Source organism: Goodfellowiella coeruleoviolacea, from assembly GCF_024171785.1.
GTDB classification, from domain to species: Bacteria; Actinomycetota; Actinomycetes; order Mycobacteriales; family Pseudonocardiaceae; genus Goodfellowiella; species Goodfellowiella coeruleoviolacea.
This window is the reverse complement of the sequence record NZ_JAMTCK010000004.1, coordinates 121,086-144,584: the sequence shown is the minus strand read 5'-3', so window position 1 is coordinate 144,584 and position 23,499 is coordinate 121,086. Positions and strand designations below refer to the sequence as shown.

19 protein-coding genes are annotated in these 23,499 nt (G+C 73.5%); 9 read left to right on the top strand and 10 right to left on the bottom strand.

The genetic code is table 11. The features are described from left to right. Positions 1–81: 81 nt before the first annotated feature. Positions 82–795, top strand: a complete 714-nt coding sequence (locus LX83_RS09475) for an IclR family transcriptional regulator (RefSeq protein WP_253769467.1) — start codon at positions 82–84, stop codon at positions 793–795. Between the two features lie 20 nt (positions 796–815). On the opposite strand, the gene LX83_RS09470 is transcribed toward LX83_RS09475, so the two are convergent. Then, on the bottom strand, positions 816–1,220 hold the full coding sequence (locus tag LX83_RS09470) for a winged helix-turn-helix transcriptional regulator (protein ID WP_253769465.1): 405 nt from the start codon (positions 1,218–1,220) through the stop codon (positions 816–818). A gap of 76 nt (positions 1,221–1,296) precedes the next feature. On the opposite strand from LX83_RS09470, the gene LX83_RS09465 reads away from it, so the two are divergent. Continuing rightward, a complete protein-coding gene (locus LX83_RS09465) occupies positions 1,297–2,700 on the top strand; it encodes an MFS transporter (RefSeq protein WP_253769463.1) in 1,404 nt (467 codons plus the stop codon). A gap of 57 nt (positions 2,701–2,757) precedes the next feature. On the opposite strand, the gene LX83_RS09460 is transcribed toward LX83_RS09465, so the two are convergent. Further along, entirely contained in the window at positions 2,758–3,231 is a 474-nt protein-coding gene (locus LX83_RS09460) for a VOC family protein (protein WP_253769461.1), read from the bottom strand. A gap of 321 nt (positions 3,232–3,552) precedes the next feature. Between LX83_RS09460 and LX83_RS09455 the strand changes: the two genes are divergently transcribed. Then, positions 3,553–4,155, top strand: a complete 603-nt coding sequence (locus tag LX83_RS09455; RefSeq protein WP_253769459.1) for a TetR/AcrR family transcriptional regulator — start codon at positions 3,553–3,555, stop codon at positions 4,153–4,155. Between the two features lie 163 nt (positions 4,156–4,318). Next, positions 4,319–5,215 (top strand): SAM-dependent methyltransferase, encoded by an 897-nt coding sequence (locus tag LX83_RS09450; RefSeq protein ID WP_253769457.1) that lies wholly within the window; start codon positions 4,319–4,321, stop codon positions 5,213–5,215. A gap of 13 nt (positions 5,216–5,228) precedes the next feature. On the opposite strand, the gene LX83_RS09445 is transcribed toward LX83_RS09450, so the two are convergent. From LX83_RS09445 to LX83_RS09420, 6 genes are all read right to left on the bottom strand, one after another. Next, complete coding sequence (locus LX83_RS09445) at positions 5,229–6,788, bottom strand: glycoside hydrolase family 76 protein (protein ID WP_253769455.1); 1,560 nt, start codon at positions 6,786–6,788, stop codon at positions 5,229–5,231. Between the two features lie 142 nt (positions 6,789–6,930). Continuing rightward, positions 6,931–7,875: an ROK family protein gene (locus tag LX83_RS09440; protein WP_253769453.1), complete on the bottom strand. Its 945-nt coding sequence runs from the start codon at positions 7,873–7,875 to the stop codon at positions 6,931–6,933. A gap of 41 nt (positions 7,876–7,916) precedes the next feature. After that, positions 7,917–9,656, bottom strand: a complete 1,740-nt coding sequence (locus LX83_RS09435) for a dipeptide ABC transporter ATP-binding protein (RefSeq protein WP_253769451.1) — start codon at positions 9,654–9,656, stop codon at positions 7,917–7,919. Continuing rightward, a complete protein-coding gene (locus tag LX83_RS09430) occupies positions 9,653–10,558 on the bottom strand; it encodes an ABC transporter permease (protein WP_253769449.1) in 906 nt (301 codons plus the stop codon). Before LX83_RS09430 ends, LX83_RS09435 begins: the two co-directional genes overlap by 4 nt. Then, positions 10,555–11,535, bottom strand: coding sequence for an ABC transporter permease (locus tag LX83_RS09425; protein WP_253769447.1), 981 nt, complete (start codon positions 11,533–11,535; stop codon positions 10,555–10,557). Before LX83_RS09425 ends, LX83_RS09430 begins: the two co-directional genes overlap by 4 nt. Before the next feature lie 5 nt (positions 11,536–11,540). Then, positions 11,541–13,370 carry a peptide ABC transporter substrate-binding protein gene (locus LX83_RS09420; RefSeq protein WP_253769445.1) on the bottom strand — a complete coding sequence of 610 codons (1,830 nt, stop codon included), beginning with the start codon at positions 13,368–13,370 and terminating at the stop codon, positions 11,541–11,543. Positions 13,371–13,635: 265 nt separating this feature from the next. Between LX83_RS09420 and LX83_RS09415 the strand changes: the two genes are divergently transcribed. The 4 genes from LX83_RS09415 to LX83_RS09400 all read left to right on the top strand — a co-directional run bounded on the left by LX83_RS09415 (position 13,636) and on the right by LX83_RS09400 (position 18,435). After that, complete coding sequence (locus LX83_RS09415; RefSeq protein WP_253769443.1) at positions 13,636–14,940, top strand: ROK family transcriptional regulator; 1,305 nt, start codon at positions 13,636–13,638, stop codon at positions 14,938–14,940. 107 nt (positions 14,941–15,047) lie between these two features. Further along, positions 15,048–16,550 carry a M81 family metallopeptidase gene (locus LX83_RS09410; RefSeq protein WP_253769440.1) on the top strand — a complete coding sequence of 501 codons (1,503 nt, stop codon included), beginning with the start codon at positions 15,048–15,050 and terminating at the stop codon, positions 16,548–16,550. Beyond that, positions 16,550–17,428, top strand: coding sequence for a copper homeostasis protein CutC (locus tag LX83_RS09405; RefSeq protein WP_253769438.1), 879 nt, complete (start codon positions 16,550–16,552; stop codon positions 17,426–17,428). Before LX83_RS09410 ends, LX83_RS09405 begins: the two co-directional genes overlap by 1 nt. Positions 17,429–17,787: 359 nt before the next feature. After that, positions 17,788–18,435: a class I SAM-dependent DNA methyltransferase gene (locus LX83_RS09400; protein WP_253769436.1), complete on the top strand. Its 648-nt coding sequence runs from the start codon at positions 17,788–17,790 to the stop codon at positions 18,433–18,435. Positions 18,436–18,493: 58 nt separating this feature from the next. Here LX83_RS09400 and LX83_RS09395 read toward each other — a convergent pair whose 3' ends face one another. After that, positions 18,494–18,808, bottom strand: a complete 315-nt coding sequence (locus LX83_RS09395) for a putative quinol monooxygenase (RefSeq protein WP_253769434.1) — start codon at positions 18,806–18,808, stop codon at positions 18,494–18,496. A 558-nt stretch (positions 18,809–19,366) separates the two neighbouring features. On the opposite strand from LX83_RS09395, the gene LX83_RS09390 reads away from it, so the two are divergent. Then, positions 19,367–20,122 carry a cutinase family protein gene (locus LX83_RS09390; protein WP_253769432.1) on the top strand — a complete coding sequence of 252 codons (756 nt, stop codon included), beginning with the start codon at positions 19,367–19,369 and terminating at the stop codon, positions 20,120–20,122. 70 nt (positions 20,123–20,192) lie between these two features. Here LX83_RS09390 and LX83_RS09385 read toward each other — a convergent pair whose 3' ends face one another. Further along, entirely contained in the window at positions 20,193–23,378 is a 3,186-nt protein-coding gene (locus LX83_RS09385) for an efflux RND transporter permease subunit (protein ID WP_253769430.1), read from the bottom strand. Between the last annotated feature and the right edge of the window lie 121 nt (positions 23,379–23,499).

The window sequence follows — 23,499 nt, the reverse complement described above, 5'->3', positions numbered from 1 at the left end:
ATGTCAATGGCCGACCCGCAGAAAACTGCTCCACCCAGGCGCGGGGGCAGGTCCTCCGAAGGGGGTAGCGCGATCACCAAGATGCTGCGGGTGCTGGAGGAGGTGGCCGGCAACGAGCCGCGCAAGCTCGCCGACATCGCCACCGCCGCCGGCGTCACCAAGCCGAGCGTGCACCGCATCCTGGCCGAGCTGACCGAACTGGGCTACGCGGTCGCCGACGGCGCCGGCTCCTACTCGGCCGGCCCCCGGCTGCGCGCCCTGGCCGCCGAGGTCGCCGACGGCACCGCCGCGGCCAGCATCGACCAGCTGCTCACCGCGTTGCAGCGCCAGGTCGGCCAGACCGTGCACCTGGCCCTGCGCAACGGCGACCACGCGGTCTACACGCAGAAGGTGGAGAGCGACCAGCCCTACCAGATGGCCTCCCGGGTGGGCATGCGGCTGCCCCTGCACTGCACGGCCATCGGCAAGAGCGTGCTGGCCCACCTGCCCGCCGACGAACTGGCCGCGGTGCTGGCCAGCACCGGCCTGCCCGGCCGCACGCCCGCCACCATCACCACACCCGAGCACCTGGCGCGGGAGCTGGCCGCGGTGCGCGAACGCGGTTACGCCATCGACGACGAGGAGAACGAGACCACCATCCGCTGCATCGGCGTGCCCGTGCTGGACGCCAGTGGCACCGCCATCGGCGGGATCAGCGTGTCCACGGTGAAGTTCCTGGTCACCGCCGAGCAGCTGGCGGGCTTCGCCCCGGCCCTGCGCGCCACCGCCGACCAGATCGCCCTGCTGCTGCGCTGACCCGGCCCGGTGGTGTCCGGTCAGGACACGGGCGTGACGGGCTCGGCGGACGTGGCGGGCTCGGCCGCGTCCCGCTCGACCAGCTGCCGCTTGTACCACGCGCCCCACAGCCGCAGCTGCTCGGCGGCGGGCGCGAAGCGGCGGCCGGCGTCGGTGAGGTCGTAGTCGACCCGGGGCGGCACCTGGTGGTGCACGGTGCGGGTGATGATGCCGTCCGCCTCCAGTTCGCGCAGCTGGCGGGTGAGCATGCGCTGGGTGATCCCGGGCAGCCGGCGGTGCAGCTCGCCGAACCGGTGCGGGTGCTCCAACAGGTACTCGACGATGACCAGCTTCCACTTGCCGCCGAGCACGCTGACCGCCACCTCGATGGCGCAGTGGTCGGCCATGTCCTGGACGCGTTCCCTGGCCATGCCCGCTACCTCCATCGGTATCCACCCCGACCGTACCGGTCAACGAAGACCGTACTTGCCCGCGCGGCCGGTGCCGGGTGACGGTGGGCCGGTGTCCGCGTCACCCGCCGTCCGCCACCCCTGGGCCGTGCTCGCCGTGCTGTGCGCCAGCCTGGTCATGGGCGCGATCGACTTCACCGTGCTGAACCTGGCCCTGCCCGACCTCACCGCCGACCTGTCGCTGCACGTGGACGAGCAGCTGTGGGTCGTGGACGTCTACCCGCTGACCAGTGCCGCGCTCATCATCACCGCGGGCACGCTGGCCGACCGGGTGGACCGCAAGCGGCTGTGGCTGGCCGGCATGGCCGTGTTCGGCGCCGCGTCCGCGCTGGCCGCGCTCGCCTGGTCCGGGCCGGTGGCCATCGCCGCGCGGGTCGTGCTCGGCGTGGGCCACGCCATGATCCTCACGGCCACGGTCGCCCTGCTGCGCGCCACGTTCCCCGACGCACGGCAGCGCAGCACCGCCGTGGGCATCTGGACCGCCAGCTCCAGCCTGGGCGCGGCACTGGGGCCGGTCCTGGGCGGCGTCCTGGTCGACCACCACGGCTGGCGCTCGGTGTTCGCCATCAACCTGCCGGTGGTGGCGGTGGCCCTGGTCGCCGGCGCCCTGCTGATCGCCCGCCAGCCCAGCGGCCCCGGCCGCCCCTGGGACGTGCGCAGCTCGGTGCTGTCGGTCGCCGCGATCGCCGGTGCGGTGTACGCGACCAACCACGCCACCACCAACCCCCTGGCCCTGACCGCGCTGCTCGCGGTGGCCGGCCTGGCCCTGGTGGTGGTGTTCGTGCGCCGGCAGCGGCGACTGGCCGAGCCCCTGCTGGACGTGCGCCTGTTCACCAACCGGCGGTTCACCCTGGCCGCGCTGCTCATCATGCTCAGCTACGGCAGCTACATCGGCTACCTCTACCTGGTGGCCCAACAGCTCCAGCTCGCCGAGGGCCGCACCCCCAGCCAGTCCGGCCTGGTCCTGCTCCCCCTGGCGCTGGCCAACGCCGCCGGCGCCGCCCTGGCCCCCCGGCTGGCCGCCCGCCTCGGCCCGCGCGCCACCACGATCGCCTCGCTGGCCGCGATCGGCGTGGCCCTGGCGCTGTTCGCCGGCTTCGGAGCGTCCGGCGCCGGCCCGCTCACCGCGCTGATCCTGCTCGGCTTCGGCGCGGGCGTGATCATGACCCTGGCCTCGGACGACCTGCTCTCCAGCGCCCCGGTGCACCGCGCCGGCGAGATCGGCGCCATCCAGGAGACCGCGTTCGCCCTCGGCTCCGGCCTGTCCCTGGCCGGCCTGGGCAGCCTCACCACCCTGGTGGCCAGCAGCCCGCCCACCGTCCCCAGTGGACAGTCCACTCCGGACTCACTGGGCACCGCGTTCACCGTGGCGAGCCTGACCATGACCGCGCTGACCGCCCTGGCCACCGCCGGCTACGCCTACCTGACCCGAAGCCGCGTCCAGGTCACCACATGAGTGACTCACCGGCCGCGGGACACCCCCAGTGTGGTCCCGCGGCCGGCGCGGGCTGGCCTACTCGCCGCGGTAGGCGCGCTCGATCTCGGCGATGTCGATCTTGGTCATCCGGTAGATCGCCGAGACGACGCGCTGGGCGGCCTCGGGGTCGGGCCCGTAGAGGTAGGCGTCCTCCACGGCCGCGGTGATCTGCCAGGACAGGCCGTAGCGGTCGGTGACCCAGCCGCACGGCTGGGTGGTGCCGCCCGCGCGCAGCCGCTCCCACAGCTCGTCGATCTCGGCCTGGGTGTCGCAGGCCACCAGCAGGGAGACGCCCTCGGTGAAGGTGAAGTGCGGGCCGCCGTTCACCGCGAGGAACTTCTGGCCGAGCATCTCGAACCGGATGGTGCGGACCGTGCCCTCCGGTCCCGGCTCGTCGGCCCGGAAGTGGGTGATGCCGGTGATCCGGGAGTTGGGGATCAGCGAGGTGTAGAACCGCACGGCCTCCTCGGCCTGGTTGTCGAAGGCCAGGTGGGTGACGATCTCGCGCATGTCGGTGTCCTCTCGGCCGATGCGTCCGGTGTTACCGGGTACGACCCGGCGGCGGCGGAGAACTCATCGCGGCACCCGCGGTGGTTCATCCGGTGGACAGGTCCGGGGCGCGGTGCTACGACTCTGGGCAGCCGGTTTTGGTCGGGTGACCAAGTCAGTGGTGGGAGGTTGGCATGGCGAGCACGGGTGGTCAGCCACGCAGGTGGTGGCAGGGCGTGGCGTCCCGGCAACCGAGGGACGGGGCCGAGGCGAGCTGACAACGTCCGGTCGGCGGCCCGGAACGGCGACCGGCCGGGCCGCCGGCGGCGATAGGGTGCCCCGGTGTCCCGCGCACCCGGCGAACAGCGGCGGTCCCAGATCATCGTGGCCGCCAGGGCGGTGTTGGCCCGCTGCGGTGTCGAGGCGACCACGACCAGGGAGATCGCGGCCGAGGCCGGGGTGCGGGTCGGGCTGCTGCACTACTACTTCGCGTCCAAGACCGAGATCCTCAGCGCCGTCATCCACGACACCACGGCCGGCCTGGTGACCGCGATCGGCACGCTGTCCGGCCCCGGCGCGGACCTGGAGCGGTGCGTGGGCGACCTGCTGGCACTGGGTGAGCCGGCCAGGGCCGAGCAGGTGGGGCTGCGGCTGTCCATGCTGCAGCTCACGGTGACGTTGCTGCGCACCCCGGCGCTGGCCCCGATCGCCGAGGCCAAGTACGCGGAACTCACCTCGGCCATCGCCACCCGGCTGACCGCCTGCGTGGCCGAGCGGCCGCTCGACCGGGAGGCCGCCACCCAGCTCGCCCGGTTGCTGATCGCGCTGGTCGACGGGATCACCGTGCTCGGCCCCACACTGCCGGCCGCCGAGCGGGGCGCGCTGCTGGCCAACGCGCGGCGCTGCGCGCTCGGCGTGGTCGGCGACCTCGTGGCGCAGGACTGACCGCGGCCAGCCCCAGGGTCCGGGTCGAGTCCGGACAAAGCCGGACAAGGCGGACCACGGGGTGTGGTGCGCGCCACCCACGGGCTGACCGCCGGTAATGCTCTGCCCCGCCCCGCCGTTGCACCGCGCGTACCCGTGGTTTCCGAGCGTGAGGTGAGACATCGTGGACACGGCAGGAGACAGCGGCACCAGCATGGCCCAGGTGAGCTTGACGGCACTGGCCGTGGCCTCGGCGCGGGCGGCCGAGACCAGGCGGCCCGACCGGCTCTTCGACGACGCCCTGGCCCAGCACTTCATCGCCGCGGCCGGCCCGGACGTGCCGTTCACCGCGGGGCCGGCCGAGTCGACCGGCCCGGACGGGGCGGCGCGGCCCGGGCTGGAGCCGCTGGGCGACTACGTGGCGATCCGCACCCGGTTCTTCGACGACTTCTTCACCGAGGCCGCCTCGGCTGGCTGCCGGCAGGCGGTGATCCTGGCCGCCGGCCTGGACACCAGGGCGTTCCGGCTGGACTGGCCGGCCGGCACCCGGGTGTTCGAGCTGGACATGCCGGAACTGGTGGCGTTCAAGGAGCGGGTGCTGACCGAACGGGCCGCGCACCCGGTGGCCGAGCGGGTGGTGGTCCCGGTGGACCTGCGCACGGACTGGCCGGCCGCGCTGCTGGCCGCCGGACTGGACGCCGACCAGCCCACGGCGTGGCTGGCCGAGGGCCTGCTGCCGTACCTGACCCCGGCCGACGCCGACCGGCTGCTCGCCGGGATCAGCCGGCTCTCCCCGGCCGGCAGCCGCCTGGCCGTCGAGCACATCGACCCGGCCCTGTTCGCCCACCCGAGGGTGCGGCGGACCAACGAGGAGATCGGGTTCCCGGCCGACCAGCTGATCCAGGGCGGCCCCGGTCGGCCGCCGCGGCGGTGGCTGGCCGAGCAAGGCTGGCACGCCACGGCGTTCACCGTGGCCGAGCGGGCCCGCGCCTACGGCCGGGCGGTGCCGCCGATCTTCGACCCGGCCGGCCCGGACCCGGTGGCCGGTGACAACCTGGTCTCGGCCACCCGGGTGGGCTGACCGGGTCGGCGGGTCAGCCGGTGGCGTTCATCAGGTCGACCGCGCTGTGCTGGCGGGCCGCGTCGCTGCGCTGGAACGGGCCCGCCCACGGCTGGTCGTAGGAGTCGGCGCTGGACCGGTCCCGCGTGTGGGCCGAGTCCGCCTGCCGGGTGAGGTAGCCGGTGTAGGGGTGGTCGGGCAGGACCCGGTTCAGCGCGGCCAGGCCGCGCACGTACCCGCCCTTGAAGGACGGGACGTCCCCGCCACCGCCGTTGTCGAACAGGATGCCGCCGGGGTTGAGCGTGCTGTCCGATGTGGACGCGTTCGCCAGGGTGCGGGCCCGGTCGAGCAGGGCCGGGTCACCGGTGGCGCGGGACAGCTCGACCAGCGCGGCCAGTGGCACGCCCTGGTTGTAGCTCCACGCCGTCTGGTTGTTGTTCCGGCAGGTGTCGGTGGTCAGGCCGTCGTTGACCAGGTTGGCGCTGTTGATCATCCCGCTGTTCTGGAACCACGCCCACCCGGCGCGGGCGCGGTCCAGGAAGGCGGTGTCACCGGGGATCCTGTTGTGCAGTGCCGCGTTGAGCTGGATGTAGAGCGCGTTGGTGATGGCGTTCTTGTAGGTCCGGCTCGACGTCCACCACACGCCGCCACCGCACACCGCGTCCCAGTACCCCGCCATGTGTTCGGCGTCGACCCGGGCGGTGTCCAGGTAGCGGCGCTCACCGGTCAGGTCGTAGGCGGCGATCCAGGCCAGCCCCCACCACGCGGTGTCGTCGTTGTACTCGTTGACGAAGTCGCCGTCCCACGCGTCGCGGTTGCGCTCGTAGGTGCGCGCGATGGTGTAGCGGTAGCTGCCCATCCCGCTCACCCGGATGTTGTCGATGATCGCGGTGAGCGCGTTGGCCGAGTTCCACCAGCCGGTGGTGTCGAACAGGCCGGTGCCGAGGTTGTAGCGCTGCATCAGCGCGGTGGCCGCGGCCGTGCGGCGGTCCCAGGCGTTCCAGGTGGTGCGGTACCAGCTCGTGCAGGCGATGGTGGCGGAACCCGACGGCTGACCGCAGGCGCGCAGCAGGCCGACGCCCAGGTTGGCCCAGTCGTCCACGTTGTACATGAGGGTGCGCCACCCGCCGTGGCCCGACGGCACCCGGGTCTCACCCAGCTTCGACCCGGACGCCCAACTGGCCCCGGCGTCGAACGAGCGGTCCAGCCACACCGCGTCGCCGGCGCCGCCGCCGGAGATGACGCCCCAGCCCATGGTCTCGGTGTTGTCGAAGCGCAGCGAGACCTGCCGCCCGCCGACGGACACGGTCTGCGCGACGCGTTCACCCGACGACAGCGCCGGATCGCGCGCGTCGCAGTGGGTGTTGCACACCGCGGCCCGCGCGGTCGGCGGCTGTTGCCCGGGCTGGGCCGAGGTGTCCGGCCGGGTCGGCGAGTGCCGCGCGCTGGGCGGCAGGGCGGGATCACGCGTGTCGCAGTAGCCGTCGACGCAGACCGCCGCCGGCGTCGTGGGGTGCGGCGGTGCTGTCGGCTCGGGTGGGGTGATCGGCAGGAGGGACAACACCAGGGACGCGAGAACGGCGGTGTGCGGCACGGGACCTCACCATCGGGTCGTGCTGGCGGACAGGTGTGTGAGCGCTCTCACACCGCAGGCTAGGGTTCGCGCCGCGCGACCGTCAACACCGCCGGGTGGACAGGTTTCGGGTCAACCGCACCGGTTTGTGCCCGCCCCTCGGTCACCGGCTGGCCGGCACACCCCCGATCCGGGCGAGGGCCAGTGCGGCGGCGCCGATGGCCACCGCGTACTCGCCGAGCACGCCCGGCCGCACCCGCACGGGCTCGCCGGTGAGCAGCGGGCGCTCGCGCAGCACCCGCGTCACCGCGTCGGCCAGCAGCGGCCAGGACCGCACCACGCTGCCGCCGACCACGGCGAGGTCCACGCCGAGCAGGCCGCACCCGGTGGCGATGGCCTCGCCCAGGAACCGGCCGGCTTCCCGGTAGATCCGCAGCGCGTCGGCGTCACCGGCCCGCGCGGCCTCGGCCACGGCCGCGGCGGTCCGCTCCTGCCCGGTGGCCTCGGTGTAGCGGCGGCCGAGGGAGCGGCCGGACGCGTACGCCTCCAGGTGGCCGATCTGCCCGCAGGTGCACCGGCGGTCGCCGAACCGGCCGACGTGCCCGATCTCGCCGGCCCCGGCCGGGCCGCCGTGCAGCAGCACGCCGTCCACCAGCAGCGCGCCACCCACGCCGGTGCCCAGGGTGATGGCCATGGCGTGCCGGGGCGCCGGCTGCTCGCCGGCGGCCAGCTCCCCGAGCAGGAACGCGTTCACGTCGTTGTCCGTCCACACCGGACACCCGCCCAGCAGCCCGGACAGCTCCTGGTTGACGTCGGTGCCGACCCAGTCGCGGAACGAGTCGCTGGCCGCGAGCACCCGGCCGGTGTCCGGGTCGATCACGCCGGCCGCGCCCACGCCGACCCCGGCCAGCGCGGTCGCGGGCGTGCCGGTGTCGGCCAGCAGGGTGCGCACCGCGCTGGCCGCCGCCGCGAGCATGGCCGCACCGCCCTGGGCGGCCGGGGTGGCCAGCCGGGTGGTGGCCAGCGGGCGCGGCCCGCCGTCGCTGAGCACCGCCAGCGTGGTGGTGCCGCCGATGTCCACGCCGGCCAGCACTGCCCCGCCGGTCACCGGGCCACCGGCGGTTGGACCACCGGTCACCGTCCCGCCGGTCACCGGGCGGCACCGGTGGTCGTGCCGGCGGCCCGGTCGCCGCGGCGCCGGCGTTGCCGCACCGGGTCGGGCACCGGGGAGGACATCACCAGCTGCCGGGTGTACTCCTGGCCGGCGTTGGTCAGGATGTCCCGGCGCGGCCCGTCCTCGATGATCCGCCCGGCCCGCATCACCGCCACCCGGTCGCAGACCGCGTCGACCACGGCCAGGTCGTGGCTGATGAACAGGCAGGCGAAGCCGAGTTCGCGGTGCAGCCGGGTGAGCACGTCCAGCACGGTCGCCTGCACCGAGACGTCCAGCGCGCTGGTGGGTTCGTCGGCCACGAGCAGTTTCGGCCGCAGCACCAGGGCCCTGGCCAGGCTCACCCGCTGGCGCTGGCCGCCGGACAGCTCGTGCGGGAACCGGTGGTGGACCGCGCTGCCCAGCTCCACCGCGTCGAGCAGTTCCGCGACCCGCCTGGCGCGTTCGGCGCGGTCGCGGACCCGGTGCACCAGCAGGGGTTCGGCCACGCACTGGGCCACGGTCATCCTGGGGTCCAGTGAGGACGCCGGGTCCTGGAACACCACGCCGAGCTGACCGCGCAGTGCCCGGCCGGCCCGGCCCCTGGCCCGGCGCAGCGGGGTGCCGAACACGCGCACCTCGCCGGCGTCGGGGGTGATCAGGCCCAGCGCGCACTGGCCGAGGGTGGACTTGCCGGACCCGGACTCGCCGACCAGGCCCAGCATCTCGCCCGGGGCCAGCCGCAGGCTGACCCGGTCCAGCGCGCGCAGGCCGGTGCCCCGCCCGGTGGCGTAGCTGACCACCACGTCGGTCAGTTCCAGCGCGGCCGGCGCGGCCCCCGTGTCCGGTTCGGACGAAGCGTTCCCGGTGTCCACTTCGGACGCCTTAGTGTCACCGTCCACACCGGAGTCGGTGGCGCGGTCACGGTCGCCCAGCTTGGGCACGGCGGCCAGCAGCGCGCGCGTGTAGTCGTGGCTCGGGGCGGCGAACAGCCGCTCGGTGCCGGCCTGCTCGACCAGTTCGCCGTGGCGCATCACCAGCACCCGGTCGGCGATGTCGGCGACCACGCCCATGTTGTGGGTGATCAGCAGGACCGCGGTGCCGTCGGTGTCGCGGATGTCGCGCAGCAGGTCGAGGATCCCGGCCTGCACGGTGACGTCCAGCGCGGTGGTCGGCTCGTCGGCGATGATCAGCCGGGGCCGGCAGGACAGCGCCACGGCGATCACCACGCGCTGGCGCTGGCCGCCGGACAGCTGGTGCGGGTACTGGCGCAGCCGGCGTTCCGGTTCGGGGATGCCCACCCGGTGCAGCAGCCGCACCGCCTCGGCCCGGAAGTCCCGGGACCTGCGCTCCTGCGGGGTGGCGTGGTTGCGCATGGCCTCAACCAGTTGCGCGCCGATGGTGTGCAGCGGGTTCAGCGCGGTCATCGGCTCCTGGAAGATCATGGCCGCGTCCTTGCCGCGCACCCGGCGCAGCTGTTCGCCGCGCAGCGCCAGCACGTCCCTGCCGAGCAGCTGGATGCCGCCGCTGACGTGCGCGTTGGGCGCGAGCAGTTGGAGCACGGCCATGGCCGTGGTGCTCTTGCCCGAGCCGGACTCGCCGACCACGGCGACGATCTCCCGTTCCCGCACGGCGAAGGACACGCCGGACACCGCGGTCACCGGCCCGCTGCTGGTACGGAAGTCCACGGACAGCCCGTCCACCCGCAGCACGGGTTCGTTGTCACTGGTCGCGCTCACCGGTCACGTCCCCTCACCTCGAATGCGTCCCGCAGGCCGTCGCCGACGAAGTTGAACGCGCACACCACCAGCACGATCGCGATGCCCGGCGGCAGGATCAGCCACCAGCTGCTGTCGTAGGTGTAGGTGATGCCCTTGCTGAGCATGCCGCCCCAGTCGGTGGCCGGCGGTTGCAGGCCCAGGCCGAGGAAGCTCACGTAGGCGACCAGCAGGATGGCGTCGGCGATCTGGAAGGTGGCGGCCACCACGACCGTGCCGATCGCGTTGGGCAGGATGTGCCGGAACACCGCGCGGGCCCGGCCGCCGCCGACCACCCGCAGCGCCCTGACGTAGTCGCGTTCCCGCAGCGTCACGGTTTCCGCGCGCATCAGCCTGGCCGGCACCAGCCAGGACACCCCACCGATGACCAGCGCTAGCACCCACGTGTTCGGGGTGACCAGGGTGGCGGCCACCAGCAGCAGGAACAGCGCGGGGATGGCCACGCCCGCGTCCACGACCCGCATCAGCACCAGGTCCAGCCAGCCGCCGACGTAGCCGGCCACCGCGCCCCACAGCGCGCCAAGCGCGGTGGCGATGAGTCCGGCGACCACGCCGATCAGCAGCGAGACCTGGCCGGCCACCATGAGCCGGCCGAGCGTGTCGTAGCCGAGGTCGTCGGTGCCCAGCGGGTGCCCGGCGCTGCCCGGGGCCAGCCGCGCCGCGCCGAGGTCGGTGTGCACCTGGTCGGTGACGTAGAGCAGCGGACCCAGGTAGCAGAACAGCACCAGCCCGACCAGGAGGGCCAGGCCGACCAGGGCCAGCCGGTGCCGGGCGAACCGGCGCAGCAGGCCGGCGGCGCGCGGCGTCTCCCGGTGGGTCAGGCCGGAGGTGGGGTCGAGTTCGACCAGTGGTGGGGTTGTCATGACCGGCCGGCCCCCTTCGCTCGACTGGACTGGGCGGTGCGCACCCGGGGGTCGATCAGCAGTTGCGCCAGGTCGGCCAGGAGCGAGCCGACCACCGTGGCGACCGCGATGACCAGCACGACGCCGAGCAGCACCGGGTAGTCCGAGGTGCGGGCCGCGTTCCACAGCAGCAGACCGACCCCGGGGTAGTTGAACATGGACTCCACCACGAGCGCGCCGCCGAAGATGACCGGCACGTAGTAGCCGAGCATGGCCACCACCGAGGTGAGCGAGTTGCGCCAGACGTGCCGCCACAGGATGACCCGCTCCGGGGTGCCCTTGGCGCGCGCGGTGCGCACGTAGTCCTCGGCCAGGTTGTCCACGACGGACGCCCGCGCGTAGCGGCTGAACGCGGCCACGGTGGCGCCGGCCCCGGCGATCACCGGCAGCACCAGGGACCGGGGCTGGGACAGCAGTTCGCCGATGCTCTCCCCCTGCGCGGCCTGCGCCGGGAACACCGGCCACAACTGGGTGAACACGATGATCAGCAGCAGCGACAGGAAGAACACCGGCGTGGCGTAGAGCACGAAGGTCAGGCCGGTGGCCAGGTAGTCGAAGCGGCTGTTGCGCCGCACCGCCTGGGCCACGCCCAGGGGCAGCGCCACCAGGATGGCCAGCAGGGTGGACGCCACGGTGAGCAGCAGGGTGCGCGGCAGCCGCTGCGCCAGCAGCGTGCCCACCGGCGAGTTCAGCGTGTAGGACGCGCCGAGGTCGCCGCGCAGCAGCCGGGTCAGGTAGTCCCAGTACTGCACGTGCACCGGCTGGTCAAAGCCGTGGTCGTGGTTGAACTGCTCGATCTGCTGCGGGGTGGCCTCCGGGCCGAGCACGCCGCGCGCCGGGCCGCCGGGCAGCAGGTGCAGCAGCAGGAAGGTGATCAGGCTGACCAGGAACACCACGACCGCGGCCAGCAGCAGTCGCCTGAGGACAACGCGCCACACGGGCCTCACCTCGTCCAGTACCAGCGCTGCGGCGCCATGTTGGCCAGTGGGTTCTGGCTCACCCCGCGCAGCGCCGAGTCGATGGCGGAGACCTGGTATGCGGGGTTGGGCAGCCAGATCACCGGCAGGTCGGTCGCCAGGTGGGCGCTGTAGTCCCGCATGGCGTCGTTCGCCTCCTCCTGGGTGGACTTGGTGATCAGCTCGTCGGCGAGCGGGTCGGAGTAGTTGCCGAAGTTGGCCGACGAGCCGGTGGCGAACAGCCGGTCGCCGGTCGGGTCGGCCGGGAAGTACCAGCTGCCCTGGGTGCCGAAGAAGGACAGCTGCCAGTCGCAGCCGGGTTCGTCGGCCTGGCACGGCACGGTGGCGTTGAGCACCGAGTTCAGCGGCTGCTGGCTGATGGTCAGCTCGATGCCCACTTTGGACAGTGACGACTTGAGTTCCTGCATGGTGCCGTCGGTCTCGGTGGAGCCGGACTCGGCCAGGATGTGCATGCTCAGCCGGGTGCCCTCGGCCACGCCGGGCCCGCACTGGTCGGCTCCGCCGCCGGCGTTGGCGCACACCGCGATGCCGTCGTCGCCTGGCCGCCAGCCGTGCGCGGTGAGCAGCTGCCTGGCGCCGTCCAGGTCGAACGGGTAGGGGTTGGCGCGCTGCTGGTCGGACAGGTAGTCCGAGTCCACGCCCTGCGGCACCGGCCCGTAGCCCACGGTGGCCGCGCCCCGCCACAGCACCCGGGTGATGGCGGCCTGGTCCACCGACTTCTGGATGGCCTGGCGCACGTAGAGCTGCCGGAACACCGCGCCCATGGCCGGGTTGTTGAAGTTGTACGGGATGTAGGTGATGGCCCACCCGTTCCACGGGGTGACCTGGTAGCCCTGGGCCTCGATCAGCGCGCGCTGGCCGAGGTTGGACACGGGCAGGTAGCCGTAGTCCACGCCGCCGGCGCGCAGCACGTTGTACTCGGCGGCGGCGCTGGTGAACGTCTCGAAGCGCACCTCGTCCAGGTGGGCCGGGTCGGGTCCGGTGTACCTGTCGTTGCGCACCAGGGTGACCTGACCGTCCACGGTGAACTGGGCCAGTCTGAACGGGCCGGCCACCACCTGCCACAGCGGGTTGGTGCCGTAGGAGCCGAGGTCCTTGGCCGCGGCGACCAGCTGGTCGAACACGGCGGTGGCGCCGTCCGGGGTGCGGTCGAAGTCGCCCACGGGTCCGTCCGCGCTGGTGCGGTCCCACACCGCCTGCGGCAGCGGGGTGATCAGGGTGAGCTGGTTGGCGGTGAACCAGTCCTGGTTGTAGGGCTTGTCCAGGTGCAGCACGAACGTGTCGGCGCTGACCGTCTCGAACGCGGTGATGCTGTCCGGCACGCGGCCGGCCGAGTAGCCGGCCCAGCGCTTCTTGTTGGCCTTGATCAGGTTCAGCCAGAACTCGACGTCCCGGCTGGTCACCGGCGTGCCCGTGGACCAGGTGAGGTGGTTGAGGGTGATGGTGACGCTGCGCCCGTCGGCCGCGTACACCGGCGGCTTGGCCGCGCCGGCCGCCTCGTCCATCGTCAGCTTGCCGTTGACCTCGCCGAACGCGTACAGCCTCGGGTACATCGTGGACTGGATCGACGAGTTGTAGCTGGCGGTGTAGCCGGACATGCCGATGGGCAGGATCCAGTTGGGCGTGGCCGAGGGCGGCAGCGCGAACGACACCGAGCCGCCCTCGACGGGCACGCCGTTGCCGCCGCCGTGCGGGCGGACGGACTGCGCGCACCCGGTCAGGACCAGGCCGGCCAGCAGGGGCACGGCCAGCAGGGCCAGCGCCCTGGTGAGGTGCCTGGGTCGGGACACGGTCATGTTCCTCCTCGCGACATCAACCACGCACCCTTGTTCCAGCGTCGAAATAAGTTCCGGTGATGCGAACGGTTCCCGCCCGAACTGACCAATTCCGGGAAACCGCCCGGCTTCCCCTGACTTGACGGCGGTACCAGCGGACCAACATGCTTGAGCGGAAGTTGGCGGAAATTAGAACACCGAACACCGGTGCAGAAAATTACGTCCTGGTAAAGATGTTCCGGCCGACTTGCTCCAATACCGAAACAAGTAGTCGGGAGAGTGACGCGTGGCATCTTCCTGGTCCGCGCCGGACTCGGCGGTCGGCGCCCGCCTGCTCCAGCTGGTCGCCCGCGGCCAGGCCCGCTCGCGCACCGACCTGGCCCGGCTGCTGTCCCTGGCGCCGTCCACGGTGTCGCTGCGGGTGCAGGCCCTGCTCGCGGCCGGGGTGCTGACCGAGACCGGCGACGGCCCGTCGCAGGGCGGCCGGCGGCCCCGGCTGCTGTCGGTCAACGCGGGCGCGGGCCACGTGCTCATGGCCGATCTGGGTTCCCAGCACGCCCGGATCGGCGCGATGGACATCGGCGGCGGCCTGCTCGCGGTCGAGGAGGTGCCGCTGCGCCTGGCCGACGGCCCCGCCGCCACCATCGCCGCGCTGGCCACCGCGTTCGCCGAGCTGACCGGGCGCGCCGCGCCACCGGGCCGGCTGCTCGGCATCGGCGTGGGCATTCCCGGGCCGGTCGACGTGACCACCGGCTCGGTCACCCTGCCCTCGCGCATGCCCAACTGGCGCGGCTTCGCCATCCAGGACGCGCTGGCGCAGCGGTTCGGCGTGCCGATCGTGGTGGACAACGACGCCAACCTGATGGCCGTGGGCGAGTCCCGCGGCCGGGAGCGGATCAGCGACCACCTGGTGGTGGTCAAGGCCGGCGCGGGCATCGGCACCGGGGTGATCTCCGGCGGTGTGGTGCACCGCGGCGCCGCGGGCGTGGCCGGCGACATCAGCCACGTGCGGGTCGGCTCCGGCGGCACCACCCCGTGCAGCTGCGGCAACCTGGGCTGCCTGGAGACCGTGGCCAGTGGCGCCGCCCTGGTGCGCGAGCTGCGGGCCAGCGGGATCGACGTGGCCAGCACCGCGGACGTGGTCGCACACGCGCAGAACGCCGAGCCCACCGTGATCACGGCGGTGCGCCGGGCCGGCGCGCAGCTCGGCGAGGTGCTGGCCACGGTGACCAACTTCTTCAACCCACACGCGGTGCTGCTCGGCGGCATGCTGTCCACATCGGAGGCGTTCGTCGCGGCCGTGCGCAGCGCCCTGTACGAGCGCTGCCTGCCGCTGGCCACCCGCGCGCTGGAGATCGAGCGGGTGCGCGCCGGCGCGGACGCCGGCCTGCTCGGCGCCGGCCTGCTGTGCCTGGACGCCGTGCTGGACGCGGCACTGCACACCGTGCCGGACGCGGCACCGCCCGCCGGGGCAGCTGCGGCACCGCCCACCGTGCCGGACGCGGCACTGCACACCGTGCCGGACGCGGCACCGCCCGCCGGGGCAGCTGCGGCACCGCCCACCGTGCCGGACGCGGCACCACCCGCCTGACACAACGCGGCACCGCCCGCCTGACACAACGCGGCACCGCCGCGGTCGTGATCCCACCCCTGCCCGAGCCCCGCCACCTGAAGCCAATCCCAGGAGAAAGGCCCCTCGTGAACGCTTCCCGGCCGCGCGTCGGCATCACCGGCATCGCCATCGAGTCCAGCACGTTCTCCCCGCACCGCACCACGCTGGCCGACTTCCGGGTCACCCGGGGTGAGCAGCTGCTGGCCCGCTACGACTTCCTGCGGCCGGGCAGCGCGCTGCGGGAGAGCGTGGAGTGGGTGCCGATCCTGCACGCGGTGTCCCTGCCCGGCGGCCCGGTCACCCCCGACACCTACACCGAGCTGGCCACCGAGATCACCGACCGGCTGGCCGGCCTGGCCGAACCGCTGGACGGGCTGTTCTTCGACATCCACGGGGCCATGACCGTGCTGGGCCGCACCGACGTGGAGGCCGACCTGATCGAGTCGATCCGCGCGGTGATCGGCCCGGACGTGCTGGTGTCCGCGTCGATGGACCTGCACGGCAACGTGTCCCGCCGGCTGGCCGCCGCCCTGGACCTGGTCACCGCCTACCGGATGGCCCCGCACGAGGACGCCTGGCAGACCAGGGAACGGGCCGTGCGCAACCTGGTGGACCGGCTGCACTCCGGCGCGGGCCGGCCGCACAAGGCGTGGGTGCAGGTGCCGGTGCTGCTGCCGGGTGAGAAGACCAGCACCCGCATCGAGCCGGCCAGGAGCCTGTACGCGCGGCTGGACGAGGTGGAGCGGCTGGACGGGGTGCTCGACGCGGCCATCTGGGTCGGCTACGCCTGGGCGGACGAGCCGCGCTGCCAGGCCGCGGTGGTGGTCACCGGGGACGACCCGGCGGTGGTCACCGCGCAGGCCGGGCAGCTGGCCTCGGCGTACTGGGCGGCGCGCGCCGACTTCGCGTTCGTGGCACCCACCGGGTCGCTGGCCGAGTGCCTGGACACGGCGCTGACCAGCCCGGCCCGCCCGTTCTTCATCAGCGACTCCGGCGACAACCCCACGGCCGGCGGCGCCGGTGACGTGTCCGCGACCCTGGCGCACCTGCTGGCCACGCCCGCACTCACCAGCGGTGAGCGCACCACCATCTACGCGTCCATTGTGGACCCCGAGGCCACGGCACAGGCGCTGGCCGCCGGGGTGGGCGCGCGGGTGGACGTCGCGGTGGGCGGCAAGATCGACTCGGGGCCGGCCGGTCCGGTCGCGCTGACCGGGGTGGTCACCGCGCTGCGCACCGACGACCCGGTGGCCGGCACGGTGGCCGTGCTGACCGTGGGCGGGCCCGCCGGTGCCGCGCGGTCCGGTGCTGGGCTGCACGTGATCGTGACCGAGCGGCGCAAGCCCTACCACCTGGAGTCGGACTTCACCGCGCTCGGCCTGAACCCGCGCGCGGCCGACCTGGTGATCGTCAAGATCGGTTACCTGGAGCCGGAACTCTACGAGATGGCCGAGGACTGGCGGTTGGCGCTCACCCCCGGCGGCGTCGACCAGGACCTGCTCCGCTTGGGGCACAAGGGAATCGTCCGGCCGATGTTCCCGTTCGACCCGGACATGGCCGACCCCGACCTGACCCCGGAGCTGGTGTGATGATCCGCCTGGAACTGTCCGTGGACACCCTGGCCGGCGCGGTGGCCGCGGACGCGCTGGGCGCGGACCGGGTCGAGCTGTGCGCGGCGGCCGTGGACGGCGGCCTCACCCCGAGCCGGGGCGTGGTGGCGCGGGCGGTGCGCGGGTGCCACCGTGCCGAGGTGCACGTGCTCATCCGGCCGCGCGGCGGCGACTTCACCTACACCGGCGACGAGGTGGCGGCGATGGTCGCGGACATCGCCGACGCGGTCGAGGCGGGCGCGGCCGGCGTGGTGACCGGCGCGCTGGACGCGGCCGGGCGGGTGGACCGGGCGGTGCTGCGGGAACTGGTGGCCGCCGCGCGGGGCCGGCCGGTGACCTTCCACCGGGCCATCGACGTGTCCGCCGACCCGCTGGCCGCCCTGGCCGAGGTGGCCGATCTCGGGGTGGCGCGGGTGCTCACCTCGGGCGCGGCCACCACGGCCGAGGCCGGTGCGGCGCTGATCGCCGAGATGGTCCGGCAGGCACCGCCCGGCGTGGCGATCATGGCGTGCGGCGGCATCCGGCCGCACAACGCGCGGGCCGTGCTGGCCGCGACCGGCGTGCGCGACCTGCACGCGGCACCGCGCCGGCCGGTGCGGTCGGCGGCACTGGGCGCGGACCGGGCGGGCGCCGTCGGCCAGCCGGGCACTGTCGGCCAGCCGGGCGCCGTCGGCCAGCCGGGCGGCGCCGGCCAGCGGGTGAGCTTCGCCAGCGGCAACCCGCCGGCCGGCTACGACCGGTACGAACTGGACGAGCAGGCAGCACGCGAACTGCGCGCGATCACCGCGGGGCCGTTCCGCGGGACGCCGGTGGACGGGACGCCGGTGGCCGGTGCGCCGTTCGACCCGGCGGGCTGACCGCGCGGGGCGGGGTAACCGCGCGGGCCGGCGGTGCGGGGCGAGCGGGCGGGCTGGCCCGGCCAGGTGAGCGGGCGGGCCGGGGCGGCGGGGCCGGCGTGCCGGCTGCTGGCGTGGCAGGGTGACATAGCACGGATCAGTGGGCCGCCGGCGAACATCACCCGTTCGAGCACGGGGTTGTCCACAGTGGCCCGGGTTGTCCACAGGTGCGGCCGCGCGGGGCGGTGTCCGGGGTGGGGGTGGGTAGGCTGGACCTGGGGTCGCCCCCCTGGGAGGGCGGGGGCTGGGTTCGGGCCGGTTTCCCCACCACCCGACCAGTTCCGTCGACCGCGCCAACCCGGCCGGCTACGGTCGGCCCGGTGAGTGCCACGCCGTCGGACATCGTCGAAGCCGGCTACGACCGCATCGCCGCCCGGTACCTGGCCTGGAGCGAGCAGGTCGAGGGCGATCCCCGGCTGCGGTTCCTGCACGACCTGCTCGCCCGGCTGCCCGCCCACCCGGCAGTGCTCGATCTCGGCTGCGGCGCTGGCCTGCCGTGCCTCGCCCTGCTCGCCGCGCGGGGTGAGGCCGTCGGCGTGGACCTGTCCGGTGACCAGCTCGCCCTGGCCCGCCAGCGCGTTCCCACCGCGCGCCTGGTCAAGGGTGACATGACCGCGGTCGAGTTCCCGCCGGCCAGTTTCGACGCGGTCACCGCGTTCTACTCGATCGGGCACGTGCCGCGCGACGAGCACGGCGCCCTGTTCCAGCGCGTCGCCTCCTGGTTGCGGCCGGGCGGGCACTTCCTGGCCGCGCTGCCCAGCGGGGACGGCCACGGCACGGTCGACGACTGGCTGGGCGCGCCGATGTTCTTCAGCGGCCACGACCCGCGCACCAGCCGCCGGCTGCTCGCCGAGGCCGGACTGGACGTGCTGGTCGACGAGATCGTCACGATGCGCGAACCCGAGGGCCCGGCGAGCTTCCAGTGGGTGCTCGCCGCCCGCCCCGGCTCGGCCTACGGCGTGTTCTAGAAGTCGTCGTTCGATCAGGGAGCGGCGCGAGCCGGACAGATGGCTTCCGAAACACGCCCTAACCGGCGGTCACGCCCTTGCCGCCGGCCGGGCGCAGTTCGACGCGCTCCGGTGGGCCGGCCAGCAGCGGCAGCGCCTGCTGGATCAGCTCGGCCGCGCCCGGCGCGGTCAGTGACGCGTCGTGCTCGGCCTGGCTGTCCCACACCTCGGTCACCCACACCACGTCCGGCTCGGTCACCGACTCGTTGACCACGTACAGCTGGCAGCCGGGCACCGCACCGGTCTGCCCGGCCGCGGTCAGCAGCACGTCGACCAGGGCGGCGCGCTGCCCAGGCCGCGCCACGAACTTCACGTACAGCCCGAAGCCACTCATCAGACGCCTTTCCCGGTCGCGGTGTCGCCGATGGCATTCTCACCCCGGTGCCTGACATCCGCTGACCGGTGCGGGGGCGCGGTGTGGCAGCGCACGCGGGCCGTCGTCCGAACCGGGCGACACCGGGTCGACCGGCCGGTGCGGGCCCGATTTCCGCGGAAATGCGGACAGTCCGACAAAAGGTGTCCACACCACCGGCGGTCCAGACCAGAACACGTGTTTTCGCGCGGCCGGCCGCGTCCGCCGACCCCCACCAATTGGGCAGCCGCACACGGAATCGGCGATCAGCCAGGGCGACGGCACACACCTCGCCCGGCACCCGCTCGCGGGGTTGCCGCGCAGGTCACCGCCTGGCTGGCCGCACCGGGGGTGCTCCACCACCCACCAACCACAAAAGGCGACTTCACCGGGCGAGCCGCCGGGGACACAAATGCCACCCGCACCCATTCGGTGATCAATCGCACGGCGTCCACCGGCTGGAAACCGGTCTTGACCCGGTTATTCACCGTGGCAATACTGCGGGCCCAGGAATCCGCTTTCCACACACAGGAGTCACGCATGCTCCACAGCAGTGGTCCCGCACCGCGCCGCGGTGACTCGACGACGCCCCGCACCGGCCGCCCGGTGTCGCGCCGCGCCGCCGCTGCCGCGGCGCTCGCCCTGGTCGGTGTGACCGCCGCCGTGTCCGCGGCGACACCCGCGTCAGCGGCCCCCTCCTCCTCGACCGCCTCCACCGCCTCGACCCGCGCGGCCTGCGCCGACCTGGAGGTGGTGTTCGCGCGCGGCACCGGGGAGGTGCCCGGCCTTGGCATCACGGGAACGCCGCTGGTCTCGGCGGTGAAGTCCGCCCTGCCCGGGGTCAGCGTGGCCTCCTACGCGGTGAACTACGCGGCCAACGTCTCGCAGACCAGCGCCGGCCCCGGTGCCACCGACATGAGCAACCACATCAAGGCTGTGGCCGCGCAGTGCCCGGACACCAGGTTCGCGGTGGGCGGGTACTCGCAGGGGGCCAGCGTCACCGACATCGCCATCGGCATCCGCACCGTGCTCGGCGTGGGCGGCACGATTCCGGCGGACCTCGCGCCCCGGGTGGTCGCGGTGATCGCCTTCGGCAACCCGCTCGGCCTGTCCGGCCGGACCATCGCGACGGCCAGCCCCACCTACGGGCCCAAGTCGCTGGAGTTCTGCAACCGCGGCGACTCGGTGTGCGGCGGCACCGGGACCGGCCCCGGCTACGGCCACCTCAGCTACGCCTACGACGGCAGCGTGCCGGCGGCGGCGGAGTTCATCGCCGCGCGCTACACCGCGTCCTGACCGGCGCCGGCAACGCGCGGGGCGGCCGGCACTCTCCCGGACCGCCCCGCGCCTGCTCCGCGAACCCGACCTACTCGGGCGCCCCGGCCAGTTCGGGCACCCGGTCCACCTCACTGTCCACATCGGACACGTTGCCGTGCCGGCGCTGGCGCCGCCGGCGCATCCGCTCCTTGGTGTTCTCCACGATGGTGTACAGCGCGGGCACCAGCAGCAGGGTCAGCAGGGTGGAACTGATCAGGCCGCCGATCACCACCACGGCCAGCGGCTGGGAGATGAACCCGCCACCGCCGGTCAACCCCAGGGACATGGGCACCAGCGCGCAGATGGTGGCGGCGGCGGTCATCAGGATCGGCCGGAGCCGGCGCCGGCCGCCCTCGATCACGGCCTCGCGCACGCTCATGCCGTCCGCCCGGTACTGGTTGACCAGGTCGATCAGCACGATCGCGTTGGTCACCACGATGCCGACCAGCATCAGCATGCCGATCAGCGCCGGCACGCCCAGCGGGGTGCCGGTCAGCAGCAGCAGCCCGATGGCGCCGGTGGCGGCGAACGGGATGGACACCAGCAGGATCAGCGGCTGGACCAGGCTGCGGAAGGTGGCGACCATGATGACGAACACGATGGCGATGGCCACCAGCAGGGCCAGGCCCAGGTCGGCGAACGCGTCCTGCTGGTTGGCGCTGACGCCGCCGAGCTTGTAGCTGGCCGAGCCCGGCAGCTGCAGGCCGTCCAGCTTGCGCTGCAACTCGGTGGTGAGGCCGCCGATGTTCTGCGCGCTGGCCTTGCCGCTGACCGTGACGCTGCGTTCCCCGTCGGTCCGCCGGATCTGCACCGGACCGTCCACCTGGGACACTTCGGCGACCGCGTCCAGCCGGATCGGTCCGGCCGCCGTGGGCAGTTGCAGGGCGCGCAGCTCGTCCGGGGTGGTCGGGGCGGTGCCGGTGCGCAGCACCACGTCCTGTTCCACGCCGTTGGTGGTGAGCTGGGTGACGGTGGCGCCGCGGAAGGCCTGGGAGACCAGTTGTCCCACGGTGGCCTCGGTCAGCCCGTGGCGGGCGGCGGCCTGCTGGTCGACCCGCACGCCCAGCCGGGGCGCGCTGACCGACAGGTCGCTGGTCACGTCGGTGAGCCCGGTGATCTCGCCCATGGCCCGCTGCACGGTGTCGGCGGCGGTGCGCAGTTCGGCGTCGTCGGCGGCGGACACGATGACCTGGATCTGGTCGGAGTTGAAGCCGGCGCCCCCGCCGCCGGCGCCGATGGTGATCGTGCCGGCGTCGGTGAGGGTCGCGGTGCGCTCGCGCAGCACGCGTTCCACCTCGGCGGCGTCGGCGTCGTCGGTCAGGGTGACCGAGTAGTTGGCCTTGGCGGCGCTGCCGCCGCCACCGCCGAAGCCGGCGAACATGCCGCCGCCGGAGCCGACGGTCACCTGGTAGGTCTGCACGCCGTCGGTGTCGGCGAGCACCGCCTCGACCTTCTTGGCGGCCTCGTCGGTGGTGGCCAGGCTGGTGCCCACGGGCAGTTCCTGGCTGAGGCTGAGGGTGTTCTGGCCGGTCTGGTCGATGAAGTTGGTCTCCAGCCTGGGCACCAGGGCGAGCGTGCCGGCGAGCACACCGGCGGCCAGCACCAGGGTGACGGCCCGGCGGCGGGTGACGAAGCGCAGCACCGGGATGTAGGCGCGCTGCAGCGGGCTGCGCAGCTCGCGCTCCTCGGCCTGGGCGCGCACGGCGGCCAGGTCGGCGCCGGGCGCCGGCGGCTTGAGGAACCAGTAGGACAGCACCGGGATCACGGTCAGCGCGACCAGCAGGGAGGCCAGCAGCGCCACGGTGACGGTGATGGCGAACGGCGCGAACAGCTCGCCGACCATGCCGCCGACCGCGGCGATCGGCAGGAACACGGCCACGGTGGTCAGGGTGGACGCGGTGACCGCGCCGGCCACCTCGCGGACGCCGGTGATGATCGCGTGGCGTTTGTCCTCGCCGTAGCCGAGGTGGCGTTTGATGTTCTCCAGCACCACGATCGAGTCGTCGACCACCCGGCCGACCGCGATGGTCAGCGCGCCCAGGGTGAGCAGGTTCAGCGAGTAGTCGCCGGCCCACAGCACGATCAGGGCGATCACCACGGACAGCGGGATGGACACGGCCGTGACCAGGGTGGAGCGCACCGAGAACAGGAACACCAGGATCACCAGCACGGCGAAGACCAGGCCGAGCAGGCCCTCGGTGGTCAGTCCCTCGATGGACTGCTCCACGAACGGCGCCTGGTCGAACACCACGGTCAGCTTGGCGCCCTCGCCCAGGGCGGCGGCCAGGTCGGGCAGCTTGTCGCGCACGGCGTGCGAGACGTCCACGGCGTTGCCGTCCGGGGTGACGGTGATGGACACGCCGAGGCTGTCCTTGCCGTCGGTGCGGGTGATCGAGGTCTGCGCGGCCGTGGTCGGCTCGATCGTGGCCACGTCGCCCAGCCGCACGGCGGCGGGGGCGCCGGTGCGGCCGCCGGGCGCGGTGGTGCCGGTGGCGGTCGGTGTCAGGTAGAGGTCGCGCAGCTGGTCCACGCTGGTCAGCCGGTCGCCGACCTGGACGGTGAGGCTCTGCGTGCCCTGGGTGACGCTGCCGGCGGGCAGCGGCCGGCCGCTGGCCTGCAGCGCGCTGGTCACGCTGGCGGCGCTGAGCCCGGCGCGGGCCAGCGCGGCGTTGTCCACGGTGATGGTGACGGTCTGGGTGCGGGCGCCGGTGATGCTGGCCTCGCGCACGCCGTCGATCTCCTGCAGCGCGGGCACCAGCACCCGGTCCAGCCGGTCGGCCAGCTGCTGCGGGTCGCCGTCGGAGGTGGCGGCCAGCGTCACGGCGGGCAGGTCGTCGGTGCTGCCCGCGACCACGGTGGGCTCGACCCCGTCGGGGAGCTGGCTCTTGATCCGGTCCACGGCGCGCTGCATCTTGCCGACCACGTCGTCGGTGGCGGTGCCGAAGTCGAACGAGGCCTGCACCGTGGCCATGCTGTCCTGGGAGGTGGAGCTGACCGTGGTCAGCCCGGCCACGCCGCGCAGCGCCTCCTCGATCGGCCGGCTCACCTGCTGCTCGACCACCTCGGCTGAGGCGCCCTGGTAGGGGGCGACAACCGCGGCGGCCGGGAACTCCAGGGAGGGTAAGAGCTGTTGTTTGAGTGACGGGATCGCATAGACCCCGAACGCGGTCGCCACCACGGCGACCAGCGCGATCAGAGCCCGGTTGGCCAGGCTCAGCCTGGCGAGTGCGGTCATGTGACGCCCCCAGTCGATTACTTCGGCCTAGGCTAATACTTAGTGCGACGCTAACTTTCCTCCATAGTACGAGCTGTTACCGTCACGGCCTTGCGACGGGTAGGAAAACTGGACTGAGGAG